Here is an 18,018-nt window from a genome sequence, read left to right as displayed (position 1 = left end):
CTCGGTCACCCCGGTCTGGGCGTCCAATGATGGGATGACTACGCTGGGCGCACTATGACCGTGGAGCCAGCCCGTCCAGCCAGCCCCCTGCCGGCCGTCGCTCCCGGTGCCACCGCCGCGGTGTCCGCGCCCCCGGTCGTGGCCCACCCGCCGGGCGGGCGGGCCGCCTGGCTGGCCTGGTCCATCGGCGTCAGCGTCTACGTCCTCGCCGTCATCCACCGCACCAGCCTCGGCGTGGCCGGACTCGACGCCGCCGACCGCTTCGGCATCGGCGCCTCCGCGCTCTCCACGTTCTCGATCCTCCAGGTCCTGGTCTACGCGGCCATGCAGATACCCGTCGGGCTGCTGGTCGACCGGTTCGGACCGCGCCGGGTCCTGCTGCTCGGCATCCTGCTGCTCAGCACCGGGCAGCTCGCCTTCGCCTTCTCCGACGCGTTCGCCCCCGCGCTCGCCTCCCGGGCGGTGCTGGGCTGCGGCGACGCCATGACCTTCATCAGCGTGCTGCGGATCGCCGCCCGCTGGTTCCCGGCGGCCAGGAACCCGTTCGTCGCGCAGCTGACCGGCCTCGCCGGGATGGGCGGCAACCTCGTCACCACCGTGGTCCTCGCCCAGGCCCTGCACAGCGAGGGCTGGACGCCCACCTTCACCGCCATCGCCCTGCTCGGCATCGGGGTGTTCGCCCTGGTCGCGCTGTTCCTCCGGGAGGCGCCGGGCACCGTACCTGTCGGGCCCGCAGGGCCCGCCGGGCCCCGGCCCGGCGTCGGGGGGCAGGTGCGGGAGGCCTGGCGGGAGCCGGGCACCCGGCTCGGGCTCTGGGTGCACTTCACCACCCAGTTCCCCGGCAACGCCTTCGGCCTGCTCTGGGGCCTGCCCTACCTGGTCGAGGCGCAGGGCATGTCCCGCACCGAGGCCGGCGGGCTGCTCACCCTGCTGGTGCTCGCCAACATGAGCTTCGGCTTCCTCTTCGGCCGGCTGCTCTCCCGCACCGCCCGCGTCCGGATGCCGATCGTGTTCACCGCCATCGGCGCCACCGCCGCGCTCTGGGCCGCCGTCCTGGCCTGGCCCGGCGGCCACCCCCCGCTCTGGCTGCTGGTCGCGGTCATCCTGGTGATGGGCAGCAACGGCCCGGCCTCCCTGGTCGGCCTCGACTACGCCCGCGCCCGCAACCCCGTCGAACGCCTCGGGACGGCCTCCGGCATCGTCAACATGGGCGGCTTCATCGGCACGATGATCACGCTCCTCGGCATCGGCGTCCTGCTCGACACCCTCAGCCCCGCCGGCGCCGACACCTACTCCGCGACCGCCTTCCGCTGGGCGTTCTGCTGGCAGTACGTCCCCCTCGCGGTGGGCACGCTGATGATCCTCCGGCTCCGCCGGAAGCTGGCACCGGCGACGCCGTAGGGTCTCTCACCTGCGGAAACCTCGGAGCCCTCAGAACTTCTGACGCCTACCGGGCGGAGGTCGACGGTTGCGCCTCCTGAGGCCGCACGGAGGGCTACGGGGTGACGGCGAAGTTGGTGAGGACGCGGTCGGCGAGCTCCTTGTCGCCCTCGACGGCGACCGGGCCGGGGCGGCCCCGGCCGCAGGCGAGGCGGACGTAGGTCTCCCAGTCGAGGGTGAGCTGCACGTCGGGCGCGAGGCTGATGGACTCGTCGACGGTGCCGCGGCCGGCGGAGTCGACCCGGACGGTGCGCAGGAACTCGACGCGTCCGGTGACGTCGACGACCAGGGCGGTGCCGGCCGGGGCGCCGGCCTGGTGGGCGACCGCCTTCGGCAGCGCCTCCAGCAGGACGTCGCGGGCGATCAGCGCGGCCGGGGAGTCGAGGTCGCCGGGCAGCCCGAGGGCGCGGCGGAGGTCCTGCTGGTGCACCCAGACGTCGAAGGCCCGCAGGCGCAGCAGCTCGTGGTACGGCACGTCGCGGCCGTGCGGGCCGCCCGGCCGGCGGACCGGTTCGGTGGGGGTCTGCTTGGCGTTCCGCAGCGCGCGGGAGCGGCGGATGATCGTGTACTCCAGCTCGCTGGTCATCTCCAGCGCGGTGTGGCAGCGGCGCTTGTCGACCGGCAGCTCGATGTAGCGGGCGTAGTCGCTGGCGACGTGGCGGAGGTCGCGGGGGAGCGAGTGGATCGGGCGGGGGTCACCGAGCAGTTCGGACTCGACGGCGATGACGTGCGAGACGACGTCGCGGACGGACCAGCCGGGGCATTCGGTGGCCCGGTTCCAGGAGTTCTCCGGCAGTGGCGTCACCAGCTCGGATATCGCCTCGATGGCCTGCGTCCACGCCTCGGTGTAAGCCTGCACGGTCTGGTTGTCCGTCACGGGAATCTCCGGCCCTCCGTCAGCTGCCTTGCCACGCGTGCCCCGGGTTCGGGGTCGGCCGGGAAAGGTCCGGCTTCCGGGCACACACGCTAACCGCACGTTACGCTGCCGGGTGATAGCAGGGCAGCGCTTTCGGGTGACGATCGTAGGACTCTTGCCGTGGACGGTGGTACTGTGCGCGCTTCATTGATCCAACTCGGGGTATCCGACGCCGAGCCGCCCGCCGAGCGGCGGGCCCGCGCGGCCGCGCTGGTCCGGGCGCAACAGGGGGCCGATCTGGTCGTCCTGCCGGAGCTGTGGCCGCTCGGCGGTTTCGCCCACGACCTCTGGTCGGACGGCGCGGAGGCCCTGGACGGGCCGACCTCGGACGCGATGGCGGCGGCCGCGAAGGCGGCCGGTGTCTGGCTGCACGCCGGTTCGATCGTCGAGCGCGATCCGGACGGGCCGATCTACAACACCTCGCTGCTCTTCGCCCCGGACGGCGAGCTGGTGCACACCTACCGCAAGATCCACCGCTTCGGTTTCGACAGCGGGGAGGCGGTGGCGATGGGCGCCGGCCAGGAGATCGTCACGGCCACGACGGACCTCGGCACGCTGGGCCTGGCGACCTGCTACGACCTGCGGTTCCCGGAGCTGTTCCGGGCCCTGCTGGACGCGGGTGCGCAGCTGCTGGTGATTCCGGCGGCGTGGCCGGAGCGGCGGCGGGAGCACTGGACGCTGCTGAACCGGGCCCGCGCGGTGGAGGAGCAGGCGTACGTCCTGGCCTGCAACACGGCGGGCACGCACGGCGGGGTGGAGCAGGCGGGCCACAGCATCGTGGTGGACCCGTGGGGCCGGGTGCTGGCCGAGGCGGGGTCCGGGGAGGAGGTGCTGACCGTGGAGTTCGATCCGGCGGAGGTGGCCAGGGCGCGCGCCGAGTTCCCGGTGCACCGGGACCGTCTGCTGGGCATTCCGGCGCCCGTGCAGAGGTAGCGGCGGCGGAGGAGCGCGCGGGGCGCGCCCGGGGCGTATGGGGGGCTTGTACACGTCGGTGTCCTTTTTGAGAAGATGAGCCTTCGTCGTGTTACCAGCCGTTCTACCGCCGGTCTGTCCCCGTCAGGCCGTCCAGCCCGCCGAGGAGGTCGCGCGCATGTTCGGCACCGGCCCAGGCGACTCCCGCCCCGTGATCCACCGGAACAGCCTGCGCGAACAGATCGCCGGCGCGCTGCGCGAGGAGATGATGGCCGGCCGCCTGGCGGCCGGGCGCAACTTCACCGTCAAGGAGATCGCCGAGCTGTACGGGGTCTCGGCGACCCCGGCCAGGGAGGCACTGGTCGACCTGTCCGCGCAGGGGCTGCTCCGGGCCGAGCACCACCGGGGCTTCACGGTGCCCGAGTTCGGCTGGGAGGACTTCCTGGAGATCTTCGAGTCCCGGGTGCTGATCACCGACAGCTACTTCCGGCAGCTGGCCGCGCGTCCCGGACCGACGGACGAGAGCCGGCTGCCCTCGCTGCGCCGCCGTGCGGACGCGGCGGTGCGGGCGGCCCGCGCCGGGAACCTCGACGTGATGGTGGGGTGCGACCGCCGGTTCTGGCAGGAGGTCGCCGGGCTGCTCGGCAACCGCCGGATCGCCGACTACCTGGACTGGCTGCGGGTGCAGTCCTGGATGTTCGCCGCGCCGCACCTGCGGGCGATGCCCGAGCTGTCCGGGGTCTGCTGGGACAGCCACGTCGAGCTGGTGGACGCGATCGAGGCCCGGGACCTCGCGGCCGTCCACCGGATCGTCTGCGAGTACAACCTCTTCACCGTCCGGCTGCTGGCCGAGCTGTCCGGGCAGTCGGTGGAGTCGGTGGGGGTGCTGGCGCTGCTGGCCGGTCGGCCGGTGCCGGAGCGGGCGGCCGTCCCGCCGGGCGGTGCCGCCCTGCCGGGCACCGGCCCGGACCCGACGGCTCCCGGGGACGCCCCGCCGGGCGGTGCCGGAGCGGGTGTGCCGGACGCTCCGGGGATCGCCGCGCCGGTGGAGGGCCCGTCCGACGGCGCGGCCGTCCCGGGCGAGGCGGCGCGCGCCGACGCCGAACTCGGACCGGGCGGGGCGGGCCGGGACCCCGGGCCGGTCCGGCCGGCCGGCGGCGCCCGCGGCCGGGAGCACGAGCTGGGCCGTGAACTGGGCCTGGGCCTCGGTCTGGTGCCGCAGCCCCGCTCCGTCCCGTACGGGCGGTTCGGCCGCCGGCTGCCCGAACCGCAGCCCGGCCAACTGCCGGAGGGGCGGCCCGATCCGCATCGCGCGCCGGGCCGGTAGGGTGGGCGGTCGTCCGCCCCGGCCGGTCCTCGGACCGACTGCCCCGGGCGCCGACCCGCCCGTTCGCCGTCCGCCGCCCCGCGCGGCCGGCCCCCGATGCCCGGAGAGGAAGAGCCGTCCCATGGCCTGCGACCTCTGGCTCGTCCCGCTGGTGGACGTGCTGAGCCACAGCCCCGACAATCCCTTCCGGGACGACCTCGCGCTCTACAACCAGGTGCTGGCCTCGTACGGCCTGCCCGAGGTGCCGGTGTACCACTACGTACCGGGTCTCAGCGGGGCGGTCGAGCCGATAGCCGCCTTCGACTACGACTCGCTGCACTTCCTGCGCCGGGCCTACCTGCTGGGTCTGACCGGTCTGGACATCACGCCGGTCGACGAGCTCGGCGGCGACTACGAGCAGTTGCTGGAGATGTTCGAGAGCAGCGCCGAGCAGTCGCACCTGGTCTGGCACTTCGACCACGCCGGCGCGTACGTGCCGATCGAGTTCGCCGTTCCGCTGGTGGACGAGGCCCTGCTCGCCTCGGGCGGCCCGCTCGGCTCCAGCCACGGGCTGCTGCGCGAGCTGCAGGCCGTCGCCCCGGCGCTGGGCATCGACCCGTTCGACCCGCCGGCCCCGACCCGGCCGCTCGGCCCGACCGGGCTGGAGCAGCCGTTCGGCCCGCCGCTGGACGACCTGCACCCGTTCGCCCGGGAGCGGCACGCCTGGGCGGGCCTGTACGCGGCGGCGACCCGCAGCCTGCACCAGGGCTCGATGATCGTCTTCGCCTGACGGGGCGGCTCGGCACCCGCCGCCCGCGCTGCCCACGCCTCACGCCGCCCAGGGCTCACGCGCCGCACGGCGCGGCGCCCGGGAACCGCCCGTACGGCCTCCGCTAGCGCAGCGGCCCCTCCGGCGGCCGCTGGCGCGGCATGGTCGGCCGGGTGCCCGGCGGCGGCAGCACCCGCACCTGGGCGCCGATGCCCGGCTCGGTGCGACCGCCCCAGCTCCCGGGGGCCTGGGTGGGCAGCTGGGTCATCCCGGCGCGGAACTCCAGCATCCACTCCGAGGTCTCGGTGCGGACCATGTCCGAGATGTCCTCGCAGAACCGCCGCAGCACCCCGAGGCACCGCTCGGCGGCCTCGCCCGCGGTGCCCTCCGTGGGGCCGAGCACCTCCCGCACGCACTCCGACGCCCAGTCGAACTGGAAGGCCTCCAGACGGCGTTGCAGCGCCTGCCCGGTGGAGACGTCCCGCATCCAGCCGGAGGTGAGGCCGAACACCCGGTCCACGCCGTGGCAGGCGGCGGCGAGGGCCAGCCCGACGTAGCCCCAGCTGGTGCCGTTCGCCACCGCCCCGGTCAGGTCGACCAGCGGGGCGGTCACCCCGCCGATCGCGAAGCCGGCCGTGCCGAACCGCAGCAGCCGGGCCCAGCGGCGCTTCCAGACCCGGTCCCGCCGGTACCACTCGATCGCCTCGACCGCGCGCTCCTCCGACCAGCGGTAGAGCTCCTCCAGCCGCTCGGCGGGCTCGCCCCAGTCCCCGAGGGGGAACTGGCGGGTGCTCAGATCGGACCGGCGGCGGGTGGAGGCAGGGCGCGCGACGGTCGCGGCCGGCGGGTCCTCCTCGCCGATCTCCTTGCCCCAGGCACTCTCCTCGGGCTGCATTTCCGGCTGGCTCACCTGTGGGGCTCCCTGTGGCGGGCGGACTGCTGGGTCTGACTGTGCGCCGACTGACGTGACATCGGCCTGACGGCCCGTGAAACACCGGTCGAACCGTCGGACACGTGCCGGGTCCGGGGCGGACGCGGATGCCCCGGGGCGGCGGTACCGGCTGCGGCCGGTAGTGGTCCAACAGCACTTCTTACCGCCAAATGGCTGACCGTGTGGCCGCTTCGCCAATGATCGTTACCGGATTCGGCCACCGGATCCCGAGGTGGGAGGGTTGCGGCGGTCGGCGAGATTTCACCCGTCCGAGCGAGGCCCCGGTGACCCGCTGTCCTGACCCGGGCACTGCGCGCCTACCGTCCGGCGCCGGGATCGGACGATCCTCCGGGGCCGTGCGTGTACCGGAGCCCTCCGTTCGTGGCTTCCGACGGGACCGGAGAGCGGCCCGAACCGGCCACCGGCTACCCTTGCGCAGCGTGAAGGTCCTCGTCATCGGCGGCGGCGCCCGCGAACACGCCCTGTGCCGCTCTCTGTCCCAAGATCCCGCCGTGACCGAGCTGCACTGTGCCCCGGGCAACGCCGGGATCGCGCAGGTGGCGACGGTCCACCCGGTCGACCAGCTGGACGGCGCGCAGGTCGCGGCGCTCGCCCGGCAGCTCGGCTCCGACCTGGTCGTGGTCGGCCCGGAGGCCCCGCTGGTCGCGGGCGTCTCCGACGCCGTGCGCGCGGCCGGCATCCCCGTCTTCGGCCCGTCCGGGGAGGCCGCCCTGCTGGAGGGGTCCAAGGCCTTCGCCAAGGACGTGATGGCCGGCGCCGGCGTGCCCACCGCCCGCTCCTACGTCTGCACCACCGCCGAGGAGGCGGCCGAGGCGCTGGACGCCTTCGGCCCGCCCTACGTGGTCAAGGACGACGGCCTGGCCGCCGGCAAGGGCGTCGTGGTCACCCCCGACCGCGAGGCCGCGCTGGCCCACGCCACCGCCTGCGATCGGGTGGTCATCGAGGAGTACCTGGACGGCCCCGAGGTCTCGCTCTTCGCGATCACCGACGGCACCACCGTGCTCCCGCTCCAGCCGGCCCAGGACTTCAAGCGCGCGCTGGACGGCGACGAGGGTCCGAACACCGGCGGCATGGGCGCCTACTCGCCGCTGCCGTGGGCCCCCGAGGGCCTGGTGGAGGAGGTCCTGGAGACCGTCCTGCAGCCGACCGTGGACGAGCTGCACCGCCGGGGCACCCCGTTCTCCGGCCTGCTCTACGCCGGCCTGGCGCTGACCTCGCGCGGCACCCGGGTGATCGAGTTCAACGCCCGCTTCGGCGACCCGGAGACCCAGGTCGTGCTGGCCCGGTTGCGGACCCCGCTGGCGGGCGTCCTGCACGCCTCGGCCACCGGCACGCTGGACCAGCTGGAGCCGCTGCGCTGGGACGAGGGCGCCGCGGTCACCGTGGTGATCGCCTCCGAGGGCTACCCGGCGGCGCCGCGCACCGGTGACCCGATCGAGGGTCTGGCCGAGGCGGAGGCCGCCGACGGCACCGCGTACGTGCTGCACGCGGGGACGAAGCTGGACGAGGACGGCCGGGTGCTCAGCGCCGGCGGCCGGGTCCTGTCGGTCACCGCCACCGGGACCGGCCTCGCCGAGGCGCGGGACCGGGCGTACCGGGCGCTCGACCGGATCTCCCTCAAGGGCGGCCAGCACCGGACCGACATCGCGCTGAAGGCGGCGGGCTGACGGCTCCCCCCTCAGGCACCCCCGGGCCCCCGGCGAGCGATCGCCGGGGGCCCGGGCCGTTCCCGGCCGGCCGCCCCGCCCGCCGACCCGGGCCCGCGGTCCCCGGCCCGTCGGCCGGCGGAGCGGGACGGCTGGACGGCTGGGCCGGCGGGGCGGCGGGACAACCCCCATGGCCGCAGCGCGGACCGGCGTTTCGGGGGCGGGAGGGGCCGGAGCGGATCCGGGGCCGCCGCACCGTTCGGCGGCCGGAATCCAGCCCATCGAGTGACAGCGGCCGCATCCGGCTGACGCAGCCGGGCGCCCGGCCTTATGGTGCGCTGGATCGCAGCGCCCCGGGCCGCGCCGTTCCCGGCCGCCGCCGGGTAGCGGCGGTCCTGCGGGGGGATGCTGGACGGCGTCCGGCCGGGTCGGACGCCCGGGCCGCTTCGTGCGACGCCCGGGTGCGGTCGTCCGGAATTCGGACGGCGTCACCGGGACGAGTGGAAACCGGGGCGATCCGGAACACCCACCCGGACACGGGCGTCGAGAATGTCAGAAGCGCCACGCAGCATGCACTACCGGGGACCGGACGTCACCGTCCCCCGGTCGGAACTGATCGTTCGAGTCGGCTCGGACCCCCGTCACCGGGTGCCCGAGGGCTCCGAAGGGGGTGCCGCACCGTATGGCCGTTGTCGACACCGCGCGCGCTCATGCCCAGGCGGTCCTGCGGATCCGGGGTCTCGCCCTGGCCGCCGCCGCGCTGCCCGCCGCCGCTGCGGCGGTGCTGCTCGCAGGCCGGTTCACCGGCCGGCTCGGCGCCCCCGGTTCCCCGGACGCCGCCGGCTGGGACGCCGCCCGCTGGGTGCTCTGCGCGGTCGCCGCGCTCACCCTGCTGGTGGCCGGGCTGGCCGCCCGGACGTACCGCCGGGCCGTGCCGCCGCAGACCCCGGCCGTCCCGATCGCCCGGGGACAGGCCCCCGAGCTGTACCGGCTGATCGACGAGCTGGCCGACCGCCTGGAGGTCCCCGCGCCCTCCGCCATCGCGCTCACCCCGGACTGCGACAGCTGGCTGGAGGACGTCCCGCCGCCCCGCCCGGCCCGCCGGTCCCGCCGGGCCGACCACCACGAGCAGCCCGCGCCGGTCCTGGTGATCGGTTCGCCGTTCCTCTGGTGGATGCGGGCCGGCGAGCTGCGCGCCCTCCTCGCCCCGGTGGTGGCCGGCACCGCGGCCGCCGCCGACCCCGAGATCGCCGCGGCACGCCGCTTCCTGCGCGCCCTGGACGCCAGCCTGGACGCCGCCCCGGCCTCCGGTCTGGTCTGCGCCCCGCCCGAAGGCCCGCGGCCCGCCCGCCGGGGCCCGGCCGGGCTCACCGACCGGATCACCCGACGGCTGCTCGGCGCCTGCCGCGGGCACGCCGCCGAACTGGAACGCGCCGTCGCCGGCTGGGCGTCCGAGCAGGCCCGCGAAGTCGACTACGGCCTGCGGATCGCCGCCCAGGAGCAGGTCGGCCTCGCCTACGCGGGCTGGGACCGGCTGCTCACCCGGGTCGCGCTGCCCGCCTGGCGGCTGGGCCGCCACCCCGCGCACCTGAACGCGGGTGTGGTCGCCGCGCTGACCGAGCTGTCCCGGCGCGACCGGCTGGCCGACGGCTACAGCAGCCGGCTCGGCGACCGCCCCGCCTGCGACCTCCTGGAGGAGCCCGGCGCGGTGGACGCGGCGGTCTCCCGGCTCGCCGCCGAGCTGTTCTTCGGCCGGCCCGCCTCCGGCGCCTGGCGCGAGCTGGAGTGGGCCGACTACCCGGTCGAGGTGGTGGACGCCGGCTGGCGCGCCCGGGCCGCGGAGCTGCAGTCCGCGCTGGACCGGCTCGCCCCGCAGGCCCGCCCCGGCGCCCCGACGCTGACCCGCCTGCTGGTCCGGCTCGCGGAGGGCGACGGCGAGCGGCTGGCCGCCGCGCTCACCGCCCAGCTGGCCCGCACCACCGCACCCGCGCCGCTGCTCGAACCGGTCCGCTCCGGGCGGGACGTGCTGGTCGACCACGTCACGGCGATGGTCTGCTGCGCCTCCGTGGACACCGCCGGGGCCGTTCCCGGCCTGGACTGGCTGGACGGCCCGGTCCTGCAGCTCGGCGGGGTCCGCCGCACCGACCTCGCCGAGCCGGTCGCGCAGGCCGTCGAGCAGGGCCAGGACGGCCCGCTGCGGGCCTGGCTGGACGCCGCCGGCGTCCGGCTGGAGAAGCCCGTCCGGCTCTGACGACCGGCACCCGGGGGCGCGTGCTCCCGGAATGTGCGCCCCCGGAACGGCCGGCCGCCCCGGGTCTTCGCAGGCCGGAGGCCCTCCGGGGCCCCGGCCGGGAGATTCGTCACCACTAGTTGCTACCGTAGGGTGACGCAGCGCCAGCACTGTGTGGTGTATTAGACCGCACGCACATCCGGGAGGCACATGCCAACCGCGTAGGTGCACCTGGGAGGGGCGCGCGTGGGGACCGAACTCAACCGCCGCTGGGAGTCCGGGACGCACGCGCACAGCGTCTCCGATCCCTTCGGCCAGGGCCCGTTGCCCTGGCTGCGCAGCCCGGACCAGTACCTCGCGGGCGCCGAGGGCGCCGTCCCCTGGTACGTCTCGGTGGACGCCCCCGGACAGCGGCGGCTGTCCGCCGGCCTCCGGGGCAAGCCGCCGGTCGGCACCCCGCTCAGCTCCAACGACGAGGAGCAGCAGATCAAGGGCTTCGCCTCGGCCGGCGTGGTCCGCCCCGGCGGCTCCGTGGACTTCCGGGTCACCGTCAACCCGCCGCGCGAGTTCACCGTCGACGTCTACCGGATCGGCCACTACGCCGGTGACGGCGCCCACCACATGACGTCCAGCCCGCTGATCGCCGGCATGGTCCAGCCCGCCCCGCTGGTCGCCGGGAGGACCGTCTCCTGCCACCACTGGTGGCACACCTGGCGGCTGCAGATCCCGGCCCACTGGAGGCCCGGTGCCTACGTCGCCGTGCTGACCACCGCCGACATGCTGCACCGCAGCCACATCCCCTTCACCGTCCGGGACTTCGAGGACCAGGCGCGCGCCGCCGAGCTGCTGCTGGTGGTCCCCGACGTGACCTGGCAGGCGTACAACCTCTTTCCCGAGGACGGCCGCAGCGGCGCCAGCCTCTACCACGCCTGGGACGGCGGCGGCCGGCTGGTCGGCGAGCCCGAGGCGGCCGTCACCGTCTCCTTCGACCGCCCGCACGCCACCGCCGGACTGCCGCTGCACGTCGGCCACGCCTACGACTTCATCCGCTGGGCCGAGCGGTACGGCTACGACCTCTCCTACGCCACCGCCACCGACCTGCACGCGGGGCTGGTCGACCCCGCCCGGCACAAGGCGCTGGTCTTCCCCGGCCACGACGAGTACTGGTCCGAGCCGATGCGCCGGGCCGCCGAACGGGCCCGGGACGGCGGCACCTCGCTGGTCTTCCTGTCCGCCAACACCATGTACTGGCGGGTCGAGCTGAGCGCCGCGCCCTCCGGCGAGCCCAACCGGCTGCTCAACTGCCGCAAGCGCCAGAAGGTCCAGCCGGGCAGCCCCGCCACGGGCGCCCCCGGCGCCGCCAGCGCGCTCTGGCGCGACGCCGGCGAGCCCGAGCAGCACCTGCTCGGCCTGCAGTACTCCGGCCGGGTCGCCGCGCCCGTCCCGATGGTCGCCCGGCACACCGGCCACTGGCTCTGGGAGGGCACCGGCGTCCAGGAGGGCGACGAGCTGCCCGGTCTGGTGGCCGGCGAGGCCGACCGGTACTACCCGAAGGTCGCGCTGCCCGCCCACACCGACCGGGTGCTGCTCTCGCACTCCCCGTACCGGGACCTGGCCGGCCGCACCCGCTACCAGGAGACCTCGCTCTACCGGGCGCCCAGCGGCGCGTACGTCTTCGCCTCCGGGACCTTCGCCTGGTCGCCCGCGCTGGACCGCCCGGGCCTCACCGACGAGCGGATCCAGCGGGCCACCGCCAACCTGCTCGACCACCTCTGCAAGAACGGCTGAGCGGCCGACCCCTCCGGGGTCCGGGTGGGAGCCATGACAGACTCGACCCCAGTGACCTCCCCTTTCGCGCCCCACGCCCGCGAACGACCCCTGAGGACTGAGACGACCTTGAGCGGATTTGTCACCAAGCCCGAGCCGGTCCAGGTGCCCGGCCTGGTCCACCTGCACACCGGCAAGGTGCGCGACCTCTACCGGACCGAGTCCGGCGAGCTGGTGATGGTCGCCAGCGACCGCACCTCGGCCTACGACTGGGTGCTGCCCAACGAGATCCCGGACAAGGGCCGCATCCTGACCCAGCTCTCGCTGTGGTGGTTCGACCGGATCGCCGACCTGGTGCCCAACCACGTGATCTCCACCGAGGTCCCGGCCGGCGCCCCCGCCGACTGGAAGGGCCGCACGCTGGTCTGCCGCAGCCTCGACATGATCCCGGTCGAGTGCGTCGCCCGCGGCTACCTGGCCGGCTCCGGCCTGGAGGAGTACCGCGACTCCCGCACCGTCTGCGGCATCGCCCTGCCCGAGGGCCTGGAGGACGGCTCCGAGCTGCCCGCCCCGATCTACACCCCGGCGCTCAAGGCCGAGGTCGGCGAGCACGACGAGAACGTCCCGTACGAGGAGACCGCCCGCCGGATCGGCGCGGACCTGGCGGTGCAGCTGCGGCAGACCACCCTGGCCGTCTACTCCCGGGCCCGGGACATCGCGCGCGACCGCGGCATCATCCTGGCCGACACCAAGTTCGAGTTCGGCCTGCTGGACGGCGAGCTGGTGATCGGCGACGAGGTCCTCACCCCCGACTCCTCGCGGTTCTGGCCGGTCGACCAGTGGGAGCCGGGCCACGCCCAGCCCTCCTTCGACAAGCAGATCGTCCGCGACTGGCTGACCTCCCCGGCCTCCGGCTGGGACCGGAAGGGCGAGCAGCCGCCGCCGCAGCTGCCCGCCGAGGTCGTCGAGCGGGTCAGCGCCAAGTACGTCGAGGCCTACGAGCGGCTGACCGGCCTCAGCTGGGTCTGAGGCCACCGTCCGGGTCCGTCCGGGTCCGCCCGCCCGGGCGGACCCGGCGGCGTCCGCGGGCAGGGCAGGGCGGGCGGGGCGGGGCGGGGCGGGCCGGTTCCGGCTCAGATCCAGCCGTGCTCGCGGGCGATCCGCACCGCCGCGTGGCGGTTCTCCGCGCCCAGCTTGGCGGCCGCCGAGGAGAGGTAGTTGCGGACGGTGCCCTGGGAGAGCGACGCGCGCGCGGCGATCTCCGCGATCGAGGTGCCGTCGGCGGCCAGCTCCAGGACGTCCGTCTCGCGCGGCGTCAGCGGGGTCTCCCCGGCGGCGATCGCGTCCGCCGCCAGCTCCGGGTCCACGTACCGGCCGCCGGCCCGCACGGTGCGGATGATCCCGGCCAGGTCGGCCGCCGAGACGGTCTTCGGCAGGAAGCCCCGGATCCCGACCTCCAGCGCGCGCTTCAGGTAGCCCGGCCGGCCGTGGCCGGTGACGATCATGCAGCGGCAGTCCGGCAGCAGTGTGCGCAGCCGGGTGGCCACCTCGATGCCGTCCAGCCCGGGCATCTGCAGGTCCAGCACCGCGACGTCCGGCCGGTGCGCCTCGGCCATCGCCAGGGCCTCCGGGCCCGAGGCGGCCTGGGCGACCACCACGATGTCCTCCTCCAGCGCGAGCAGCGCGGCCAGCGCGCCCCGGATCAGGTGCTCGTCGTCGGCGAGCAGGACGCGGACGGGCGCGGAGTCGGTCATCGGGGGTGCCTTCCGGTGGAGCGGTTCAGATCGGGACGCTGGCGAGCAGCCGGAAGCTGCCCGGCGCGGCGACCGGCAGGGTCAGCTCGCCGTCGTGGACGGCGAGCCGCTCGCGCAGGCCGCCCAGCCCGGTACCGCCGCCCTGGGAGGGCAGCGGGACGGCCGGCACCCCGTCATTCTCCAGCTCCAGCAACGCCCGGTCGTCCTCCCGGCGGAGCCGGATCGAGCAGCGGGCCGCCTCGCTGTGCCGCAGCACGTTGGTGGTGGCCTCGCGGATCACCCAGCCGAGCACCGACTGGACCGGGGCCGGCAGCTCGTGGGCGTGCTCGCCGAGGTCGATCTCGCAGGCCACGTCGGCCGAGCGGAGCACCGCGCGGGCGCCGATCGCCTCCGCGTGCAGGTCCGCCGTGCGGTAGCCGCGGATCACGTCCCGGACCTCGCGCTGCGACTCCTGGGCGATCCGCTGCACCTCGGCCATCTGGTCGGCGGCCTCCGGCCGGCCGCGCCGGGCCAGTTGGAAGGCCAGCTCGCTCTTGAGCGCGATGGTGGTGAGGTTGCGGCCCATCACGTCGTGCAGGTCGCGGGAGAACCGCAGGCGCTCCTCGGCGACGGCCAGCTGCGCCTGGGCCTCGCGGGCCGAGTCCAGCTCCCAGACCACCGACTGGAGCCAGGCGAAGCTGCGGCAGCTGCAGCCCATGAAGGTCATGGCGGACGCGGTGAACACCAGCATCCCGCAGGTGGTGGCGAGGTCCACGCCGGCCAGCATGATCGCGGGGGCGACGGCCAGCAGCGCCCCGAGTCCGGCGAGGGCCGCCGTGCGCGGCGCCAGCCCCACGGCGGCCGGACCGAAGGAGGAGAAGAGCATGGCGATCACGATCGAGGCGGTGAACGGCGCGCCGTCCGGGCCGTCGCCGGTCCGGGGGCCGATCAGCATGACCGCCCAGGAGCCGGCCACCGCGACGGCTCCGGTGATCAGGAGCCAGCGGGGGTGGTCCGCGGGCCGCTTCAGGTAGTGGTCCAGCGAGGTGCGGTAGGCGCGCAGGGTGACCAGGACCAGGGCGAGGCCCACGACCAGGCTGACCCGGACGGAGGCCGGGTAGTGCCGGGTCTCCGGGGCGGAGGTGCTGCTCAGCAGGGCGGCCGGCAGCGGGGCGAGCGCCATCAGGTAGAGCGACCAGCGGAGGTAGAGCTCGGAGCGCTGGGGCTTGCTGAAGCCTCGCCACCTGCGCACCGGATTCACGACACCCATCTGCTCCGCTCCCCGTCCGGCCATGATCGTGCTGCTGCCTTCCTATCAGAGGTGCAGCGGGGTGCGGGCCACCGGTTCCCGGTCCGGGCCGGTCAGCGGCGCGGCTCCCAGCGGAAGTAGCGGACGGCGCCCCAGGCCGCGAGGGCCAGCCAGACGGCGCCGGTGACCAGGTGCGGCGCGGCGGTGGACCAGGTGCCGGCGAAGCCGGTGGCGTCGGCCGAGCCGTCGGTGCCGAACCAGCCGACCCGGATCAGCTGGAACGCCGGGGTGGTGGGCAGCAGGCGGCAGAAGTCGGCGAGCCGGTCCGGCATGACCTCCAGCGGGTAGAACAGGCCGGAGCCGAACTGGGAGATCAGCAGGACCGGCATGGTGGTGATGCCGGCGCTCTCGACGGTCCTGGTGAAGGCGCTGGAGACGGCGGCCAGGGCCATCAGGGTGCCGACGGCCATGACCAGGCCGACGATCAGCAGCAGCGGGTTGACCGGCGCGGTCAGGTTCAGGACCGAGGCCCCCGCGATGCCGATCACGGCGCACATCAGCAGGGCCAGGGCCACGGAGGGGACGGCGGTGCCGGCCAGGATCTCGATGTCCCGGGCCTCGCCGGTGCGCAGCCGCTTGAGCACCAGCTCGCCGCGGCGGGCCACGTAGGCGGCGGTCAGGTTGTAGTAGACGACGAAGGCCAGCACCATCCCGACGGCGCCGTTGACCAGCAGGGAGTCGACGTCGAGGCCGGGGGTGGTCTCGGCCTGCTGGTCGAGCACGCTCTTCAGCCCGCCGATGAGCAGCAGCGGCAGCAGCAGGGCGGTGAACAGGGCGGTCCGGTTGCGCAGCAGCAGGATGCCCTCGGCCCGGCCGAGGGCCAGCAGCCGACGGGCGGTGGTGCTCCGGGGACCGGCGGTGGTGGCGGAGGCGGTGGCGGTGGTCATCGGGCGAGTCCGATCAGGCGGCGGCGGGCGGTGGGAGCGGCGGGGGTCCCGGCCGGGGGCCGGTCGGCGGCCTCGGAGGCGATGGCCAGGAAGGCCTCCTCCAGGGAGGCGCTGCGGGCGTCGAGCGCGCCGAGTTCGACGCCGTGGTGGGCGGCCCAGCCGAGCAGGTCGGTGAGGGTGGCCTGGAGCCGCGGGGTCTGGACGGTGATCTTCCGGCCGTCGGCGGTCACCGTGGCGCCGGCCAGCGGCGGCAGCGAGGTGCCGGTGAACTCGGGGAGCTCGAAGGAGATCCGGGACGGCCGGCCGGCGATCACCTCGGCCACCGTGCCGGTGGTGACGACCCGGCCGCCGTGCATGATGGCCAGCCGGTCGGCGAGCTCCTCGGCCTCCTCCAGGTAGTGCGTGGTGAGCAGCACCGTGGTGCCCTGGGCGCGCAGCTCGCGGACCAGCCGCCAGACGGCGACGCGGGCCTCCGGGTCGAGGCCGGTGCTCGGCTCGTCCAGGAAGAGCACCTCGGGCCGGCCGAGCAGGGCCATCGCCAGGTCGAGCCGGCGGCGCTCGCCGCCGGAGAGCTGCTTGACCCGGACGTTGCGGCGGTGGGTGAGGTCGACCAGGTCCAGTGCCTCGTCGAGCGGGCGGGCGTTGCTGGTCATCCCGGCCCACGCACGGCCGGTCTCGGCGACGGTGAGCTCGCCGGGGAAACCGCCCTCCTGGAGCATGATGCCGATGCGCGGCCGGACGGCGCTGCGCTCGCCGTGCGGGTCGTGGCCGAGGACGCGGACCCGTCCCTCGCTCGGGGCGGTGAGGCCCTCGATCAGCTCCATGGTGGAGGTCTTGCCGGCCCCGTTGGTGCCCAGCAGGGCGAACAGCTCGCCGCGGCCGACGGTCAGGTCGACGCCGCGGACCGCGTGGTAGCGGGTGGTGCCGGTGCCGTAGTGACGGTGCAGGTCGGTGACCTCGATCACGTGGTCGCCGTGGAGGGGCTGGCTGGTTTCCATGTCCCAAGCCTCCCGTCGCCGGGGCACCGCGGACAGTGCGCGGCCTCACGGGAACGGGGTGCGGATCCACGGGTCGGCCATGACATATGTCATCGGTCGGTGGGCCCGGGTACTGCGGGCGGTCGCCGGCGAATGCCGGAAACGCCGAAGGGCCCTCTCGACCGAGAGGACCCTTCGTCATGGAGCGGACGACGAGATTCGAACTCGCGACCCTCACCTTGGCAAGGTGATGCTCTACCAACTGAGCCACGTCCGCAGGATAAAGATATGAAGTTGTGCTGTGCTCGCGCACTGCGAGCGGACGACGAGATTCGAACTCGCGACCCTCACCTTGGCAAGGTGATGCTCTACCAACTGAGCCACGTCCGCACGGTACCTGGTGGGGCACCTTCCGCCTCTTCGGATCTCTCCGTTGCGGCGACGAGGAATACTCTACAGCATCCGTCGGGGTGGTCGCCCCACCCTTTGGGTTTGGGCGGGACGACCGGGTACCGCGGTGGTCAGTTCGCCTCGGCGAACGCCTCGTAGACGTGCTTGGGGATGCGGCCGCGGGCGGGCAGCTCCATGCCGCGGGACTGGGCCCAGGCACGCACGGCGGCGGGGTCCGGGGTGAGCGCGGTGCGCCGGAAGGACTTCCCGGTGCGGCTCTGGCGGCGGCCGGCCGCGACGAACGGAGCGAGGGCCTCCCGCAGCTTTTCCGCGTTGTCCACGGACAAATCGATCTCGTACGACTTCCCGTCGACGCCGAAGTGGACGGTTTCCGCGGCTGCGCCGCCGTCCAGGTCGTCGGAGAGCGTGACAACTACACGCTGAGCCATGGGTGTCAATCCTCTCGGGCAATTCGGCCGACCGGGCGCGGGTGCGCTCCGGGGCCTGATGTGCACCCCTCGCGCAAGCGCATACGGGCAGGCCCGATGGCATGCCGGATACGCAGCACTTGCCGCGGCAGGTGGCCCTATTCTGCACCCGAAGCGGGGAGAAATCGAAGAGTCCGGCTTTCTTTTCCGGATATTCACGTGTCTTCGCCGCCGCGTCGGATACCCGGGCACGCGGTTGGGGGATCTGTCCCGGAGTGGCGGTATTCGGGTGCTCTTCGGGTGTTCTCGCTGGGGTCCGGGAATCCGGCGAAATGGGACGGTGTGCGGGGGGCGCC

At 74.6% G+C, this 18,018-nt stretch carries 15 protein-coding genes and 2 tRNA genes; 8 read left to right on the top strand and 9 right to left on the bottom strand.

Features of this window, described 5'->3' with window-relative positions:
* Positions 1 to 54: 54 nt before the first annotated feature.
* Complete coding sequence (locus PUR56_RS07830) at positions 55 to 1,401, top strand: MFS transporter (RefSeq protein ID WP_329948363.1); 1,347 nt, start codon at positions 55 to 57, stop codon at positions 1,399 to 1,401.
* Positions 1,402 to 1,495: 94 nt separating this feature from the next.
* Here the strand turns inward: PUR56_RS07830 and PUR56_RS07825 are convergent, their stop codons facing one another.
* A complete protein-coding gene (locus tag PUR56_RS07825; RefSeq protein ID WP_329884851.1) occupies positions 1,496 to 2,317 on the bottom strand; it encodes a maleylpyruvate isomerase family mycothiol-dependent enzyme in 822 nt (273 codons plus the stop codon).
* 174 nt (positions 2,318 to 2,491) lie between these two features.
* Between PUR56_RS07825 and PUR56_RS07820 the strand changes: the two genes are divergently transcribed.
* The 3 genes from PUR56_RS07820 (at position 2,492) to PUR56_RS07810 (ending at position 5,364) form a co-directional block, all read left to right on the top strand.
* Entirely contained in the window at positions 2,492 to 3,289 is a 798-nt protein-coding gene (locus PUR56_RS07820; protein ID WP_329948362.1) for a carbon-nitrogen family hydrolase, read from the top strand.
* A 157-nt stretch (positions 3,290 to 3,446) separates the two neighbouring features.
* Positions 3,447 to 4,595, top strand: a complete 1,149-nt coding sequence (locus PUR56_RS07815) for a GntR family transcriptional regulator (protein ID WP_329948361.1) — start codon at positions 3,447 to 3,449, stop codon at positions 4,593 to 4,595.
* Between the two features lie 121 nt (positions 4,596 to 4,716).
* Entirely contained in the window at positions 4,717 to 5,364 is a 648-nt protein-coding gene (locus PUR56_RS07810) for a hypothetical protein (RefSeq protein ID WP_329884854.1), read from the top strand.
* Positions 5,365 to 5,467: 103 nt separating this feature from the next.
* Here PUR56_RS07810 and PUR56_RS07805 read toward each other — a convergent pair whose 3' ends face one another.
* A complete protein-coding gene (locus tag PUR56_RS07805) occupies positions 5,468 to 6,253 on the bottom strand; it encodes an SLATT domain-containing protein (RefSeq protein WP_329884855.1) in 786 nt (261 codons plus the stop codon).
* Positions 6,254 to 6,714: 461 nt separating this feature from the next.
* Here PUR56_RS07805 and purD point away from each other — a divergent pair, with 461 nt between their 5' ends.
* The 4 genes from purD to PUR56_RS07785 all read left to right on the top strand — a co-directional run bounded on the left by purD (position 6,715) and on the right by PUR56_RS07785 (position 12,967).
* A complete protein-coding gene (gene purD / locus PUR56_RS07800; protein ID WP_329948360.1) occupies positions 6,715 to 7,962 on the top strand; it encodes a phosphoribosylamine--glycine ligase in 1,248 nt (415 codons plus the stop codon).
* Positions 7,963 to 8,623: 661 nt separating this feature from the next.
* Entirely contained in the window at positions 8,624 to 10,192 is a 1,569-nt protein-coding gene (locus PUR56_RS07795; RefSeq protein WP_329948359.1) for a hypothetical protein, read from the top strand.
* 225 nt (positions 10,193 to 10,417) lie between these two features.
* Positions 10,418 to 11,959, top strand: coding sequence for a N,N-dimethylformamidase beta subunit family domain-containing protein (locus tag PUR56_RS07790; RefSeq protein WP_329884858.1), 1,542 nt, complete (start codon positions 10,418 to 10,420; stop codon positions 11,957 to 11,959).
* Positions 11,960 to 12,067: 108 nt separating this feature from the next.
* A complete protein-coding gene (locus PUR56_RS07785) occupies positions 12,068 to 12,967 on the top strand; it encodes a phosphoribosylaminoimidazolesuccinocarboxamide synthase (RefSeq protein WP_329948358.1) in 900 nt (299 codons plus the stop codon).
* A 104-nt stretch (positions 12,968 to 13,071) separates the two neighbouring features.
* Here PUR56_RS07785 and PUR56_RS07780 read toward each other — a convergent pair whose 3' ends face one another.
* From PUR56_RS07780 to PUR56_RS07750, 7 genes are all read right to left on the bottom strand, one after another.
* Entirely contained in the window at positions 13,072 to 13,692 is a 621-nt protein-coding gene (locus PUR56_RS07780) for a response regulator transcription factor (RefSeq protein ID WP_329884860.1), read from the bottom strand.
* Positions 13,693 to 13,717: 25 nt separating this feature from the next.
* A complete protein-coding gene (locus PUR56_RS07775; RefSeq protein ID WP_329948357.1) occupies positions 13,718 to 14,941 on the bottom strand; it encodes a sensor histidine kinase in 1,224 nt (407 codons plus the stop codon).
* 92 nt (positions 14,942 to 15,033) lie between these two features.
* Entirely contained in the window at positions 15,034 to 15,867 is an 834-nt protein-coding gene (locus tag PUR56_RS07770) for an ABC transporter permease (protein WP_329948356.1), read from the bottom strand.
* Positions 15,864 to 16,865 (bottom strand): ABC transporter ATP-binding protein, encoded by a 1,002-nt coding sequence (locus PUR56_RS07765; RefSeq protein ID WP_329948355.1) that lies wholly within the window; start codon positions 16,863 to 16,865, stop codon positions 15,864 to 15,866. The genes PUR56_RS07770 and PUR56_RS07765 overlap by 4 nt, the downstream gene beginning before the upstream one ends.
* Positions 16,866 to 17,045: 180 nt before the next feature.
* A tRNA-Gly gene (locus PUR56_RS07760) sits at positions 17,046 to 17,121 on the bottom strand.
* Between the two features lie 40 nt (positions 17,122 to 17,161).
* A tRNA-Gly gene (locus PUR56_RS07755) sits at positions 17,162 to 17,234 on the bottom strand.
* Between the two features lie 131 nt (positions 17,235 to 17,365).
* Positions 17,366 to 17,683, bottom strand: a complete 318-nt coding sequence (locus tag PUR56_RS07750; RefSeq protein WP_030304494.1) for a histone-like nucleoid-structuring protein Lsr2 — start codon at positions 17,681 to 17,683, stop codon at positions 17,366 to 17,368.
* Positions 17,684 to 18,018: the final 335 nt, after the last annotated feature.

Source organism: Streptomyces sp. BE303, assembly GCF_036290945.1.
Classification (GTDB): Bacteria; Actinomycetota; Actinomycetes; order Streptomycetales; family Streptomycetaceae; genus Kitasatospora.
The sequence above is the reverse complement of the archived record's forward strand: the minus strand, read 5'-3'. Positions and strand labels throughout refer to the sequence as shown.

Coding starts and splice junctions, on each gene's coding strand:
- PUR56_RS07765 (WP_329948355.1), bottom strand. CDS start 16,865: ATGGAAACCAGCCAGCCCCTCCACGGCGACCACGTGATCGAGGTCACC.
- PUR56_RS07780 (WP_329884860.1), bottom strand. CDS start 13,692: ATGACCGACTCCGCGCCCGTCCGCGTCCTGCTCGCCGACGACGAGCAC.
- PUR56_RS07750 (WP_030304494.1), bottom strand. CDS start 17,683: ATGGCTCAGCGTGTAGTTGTCACGCTCTCCGACGACCTGGACGGCGGC.
- PUR56_RS07815 (WP_329948361.1), top strand. CDS start 3,447: ATGTTCGGCACCGGCCCAGGCGACTCCCGCCCCGTGATCCACCGGAAC.
- PUR56_RS07795 (WP_329948359.1), top strand. CDS start 8,624: ATGGCCGTTGTCGACACCGCGCGCGCTCATGCCCAGGCGGTCCTGCGG.
- PUR56_RS07770 (WP_329948356.1), bottom strand. CDS start 15,867: ATGACCACCGCCACCGCCTCCGCCACCACCGCCGGTCCCCGGAGCACC.
- PUR56_RS07830 (WP_329948363.1), top strand. CDS start 55: ATGACCGTGGAGCCAGCCCGTCCAGCCAGCCCCCTGCCGGCCGTCGCT.
- PUR56_RS07810 (WP_329884854.1), top strand. CDS start 4,717: ATGGCCTGCGACCTCTGGCTCGTCCCGCTGGTGGACGTGCTGAGCCAC.
- PUR56_RS07775 (WP_329948357.1), bottom strand. CDS start 14,941: ATGGGTGTCGTGAATCCGGTGCGCAGGTGGCGAGGCTTCAGCAAGCCC.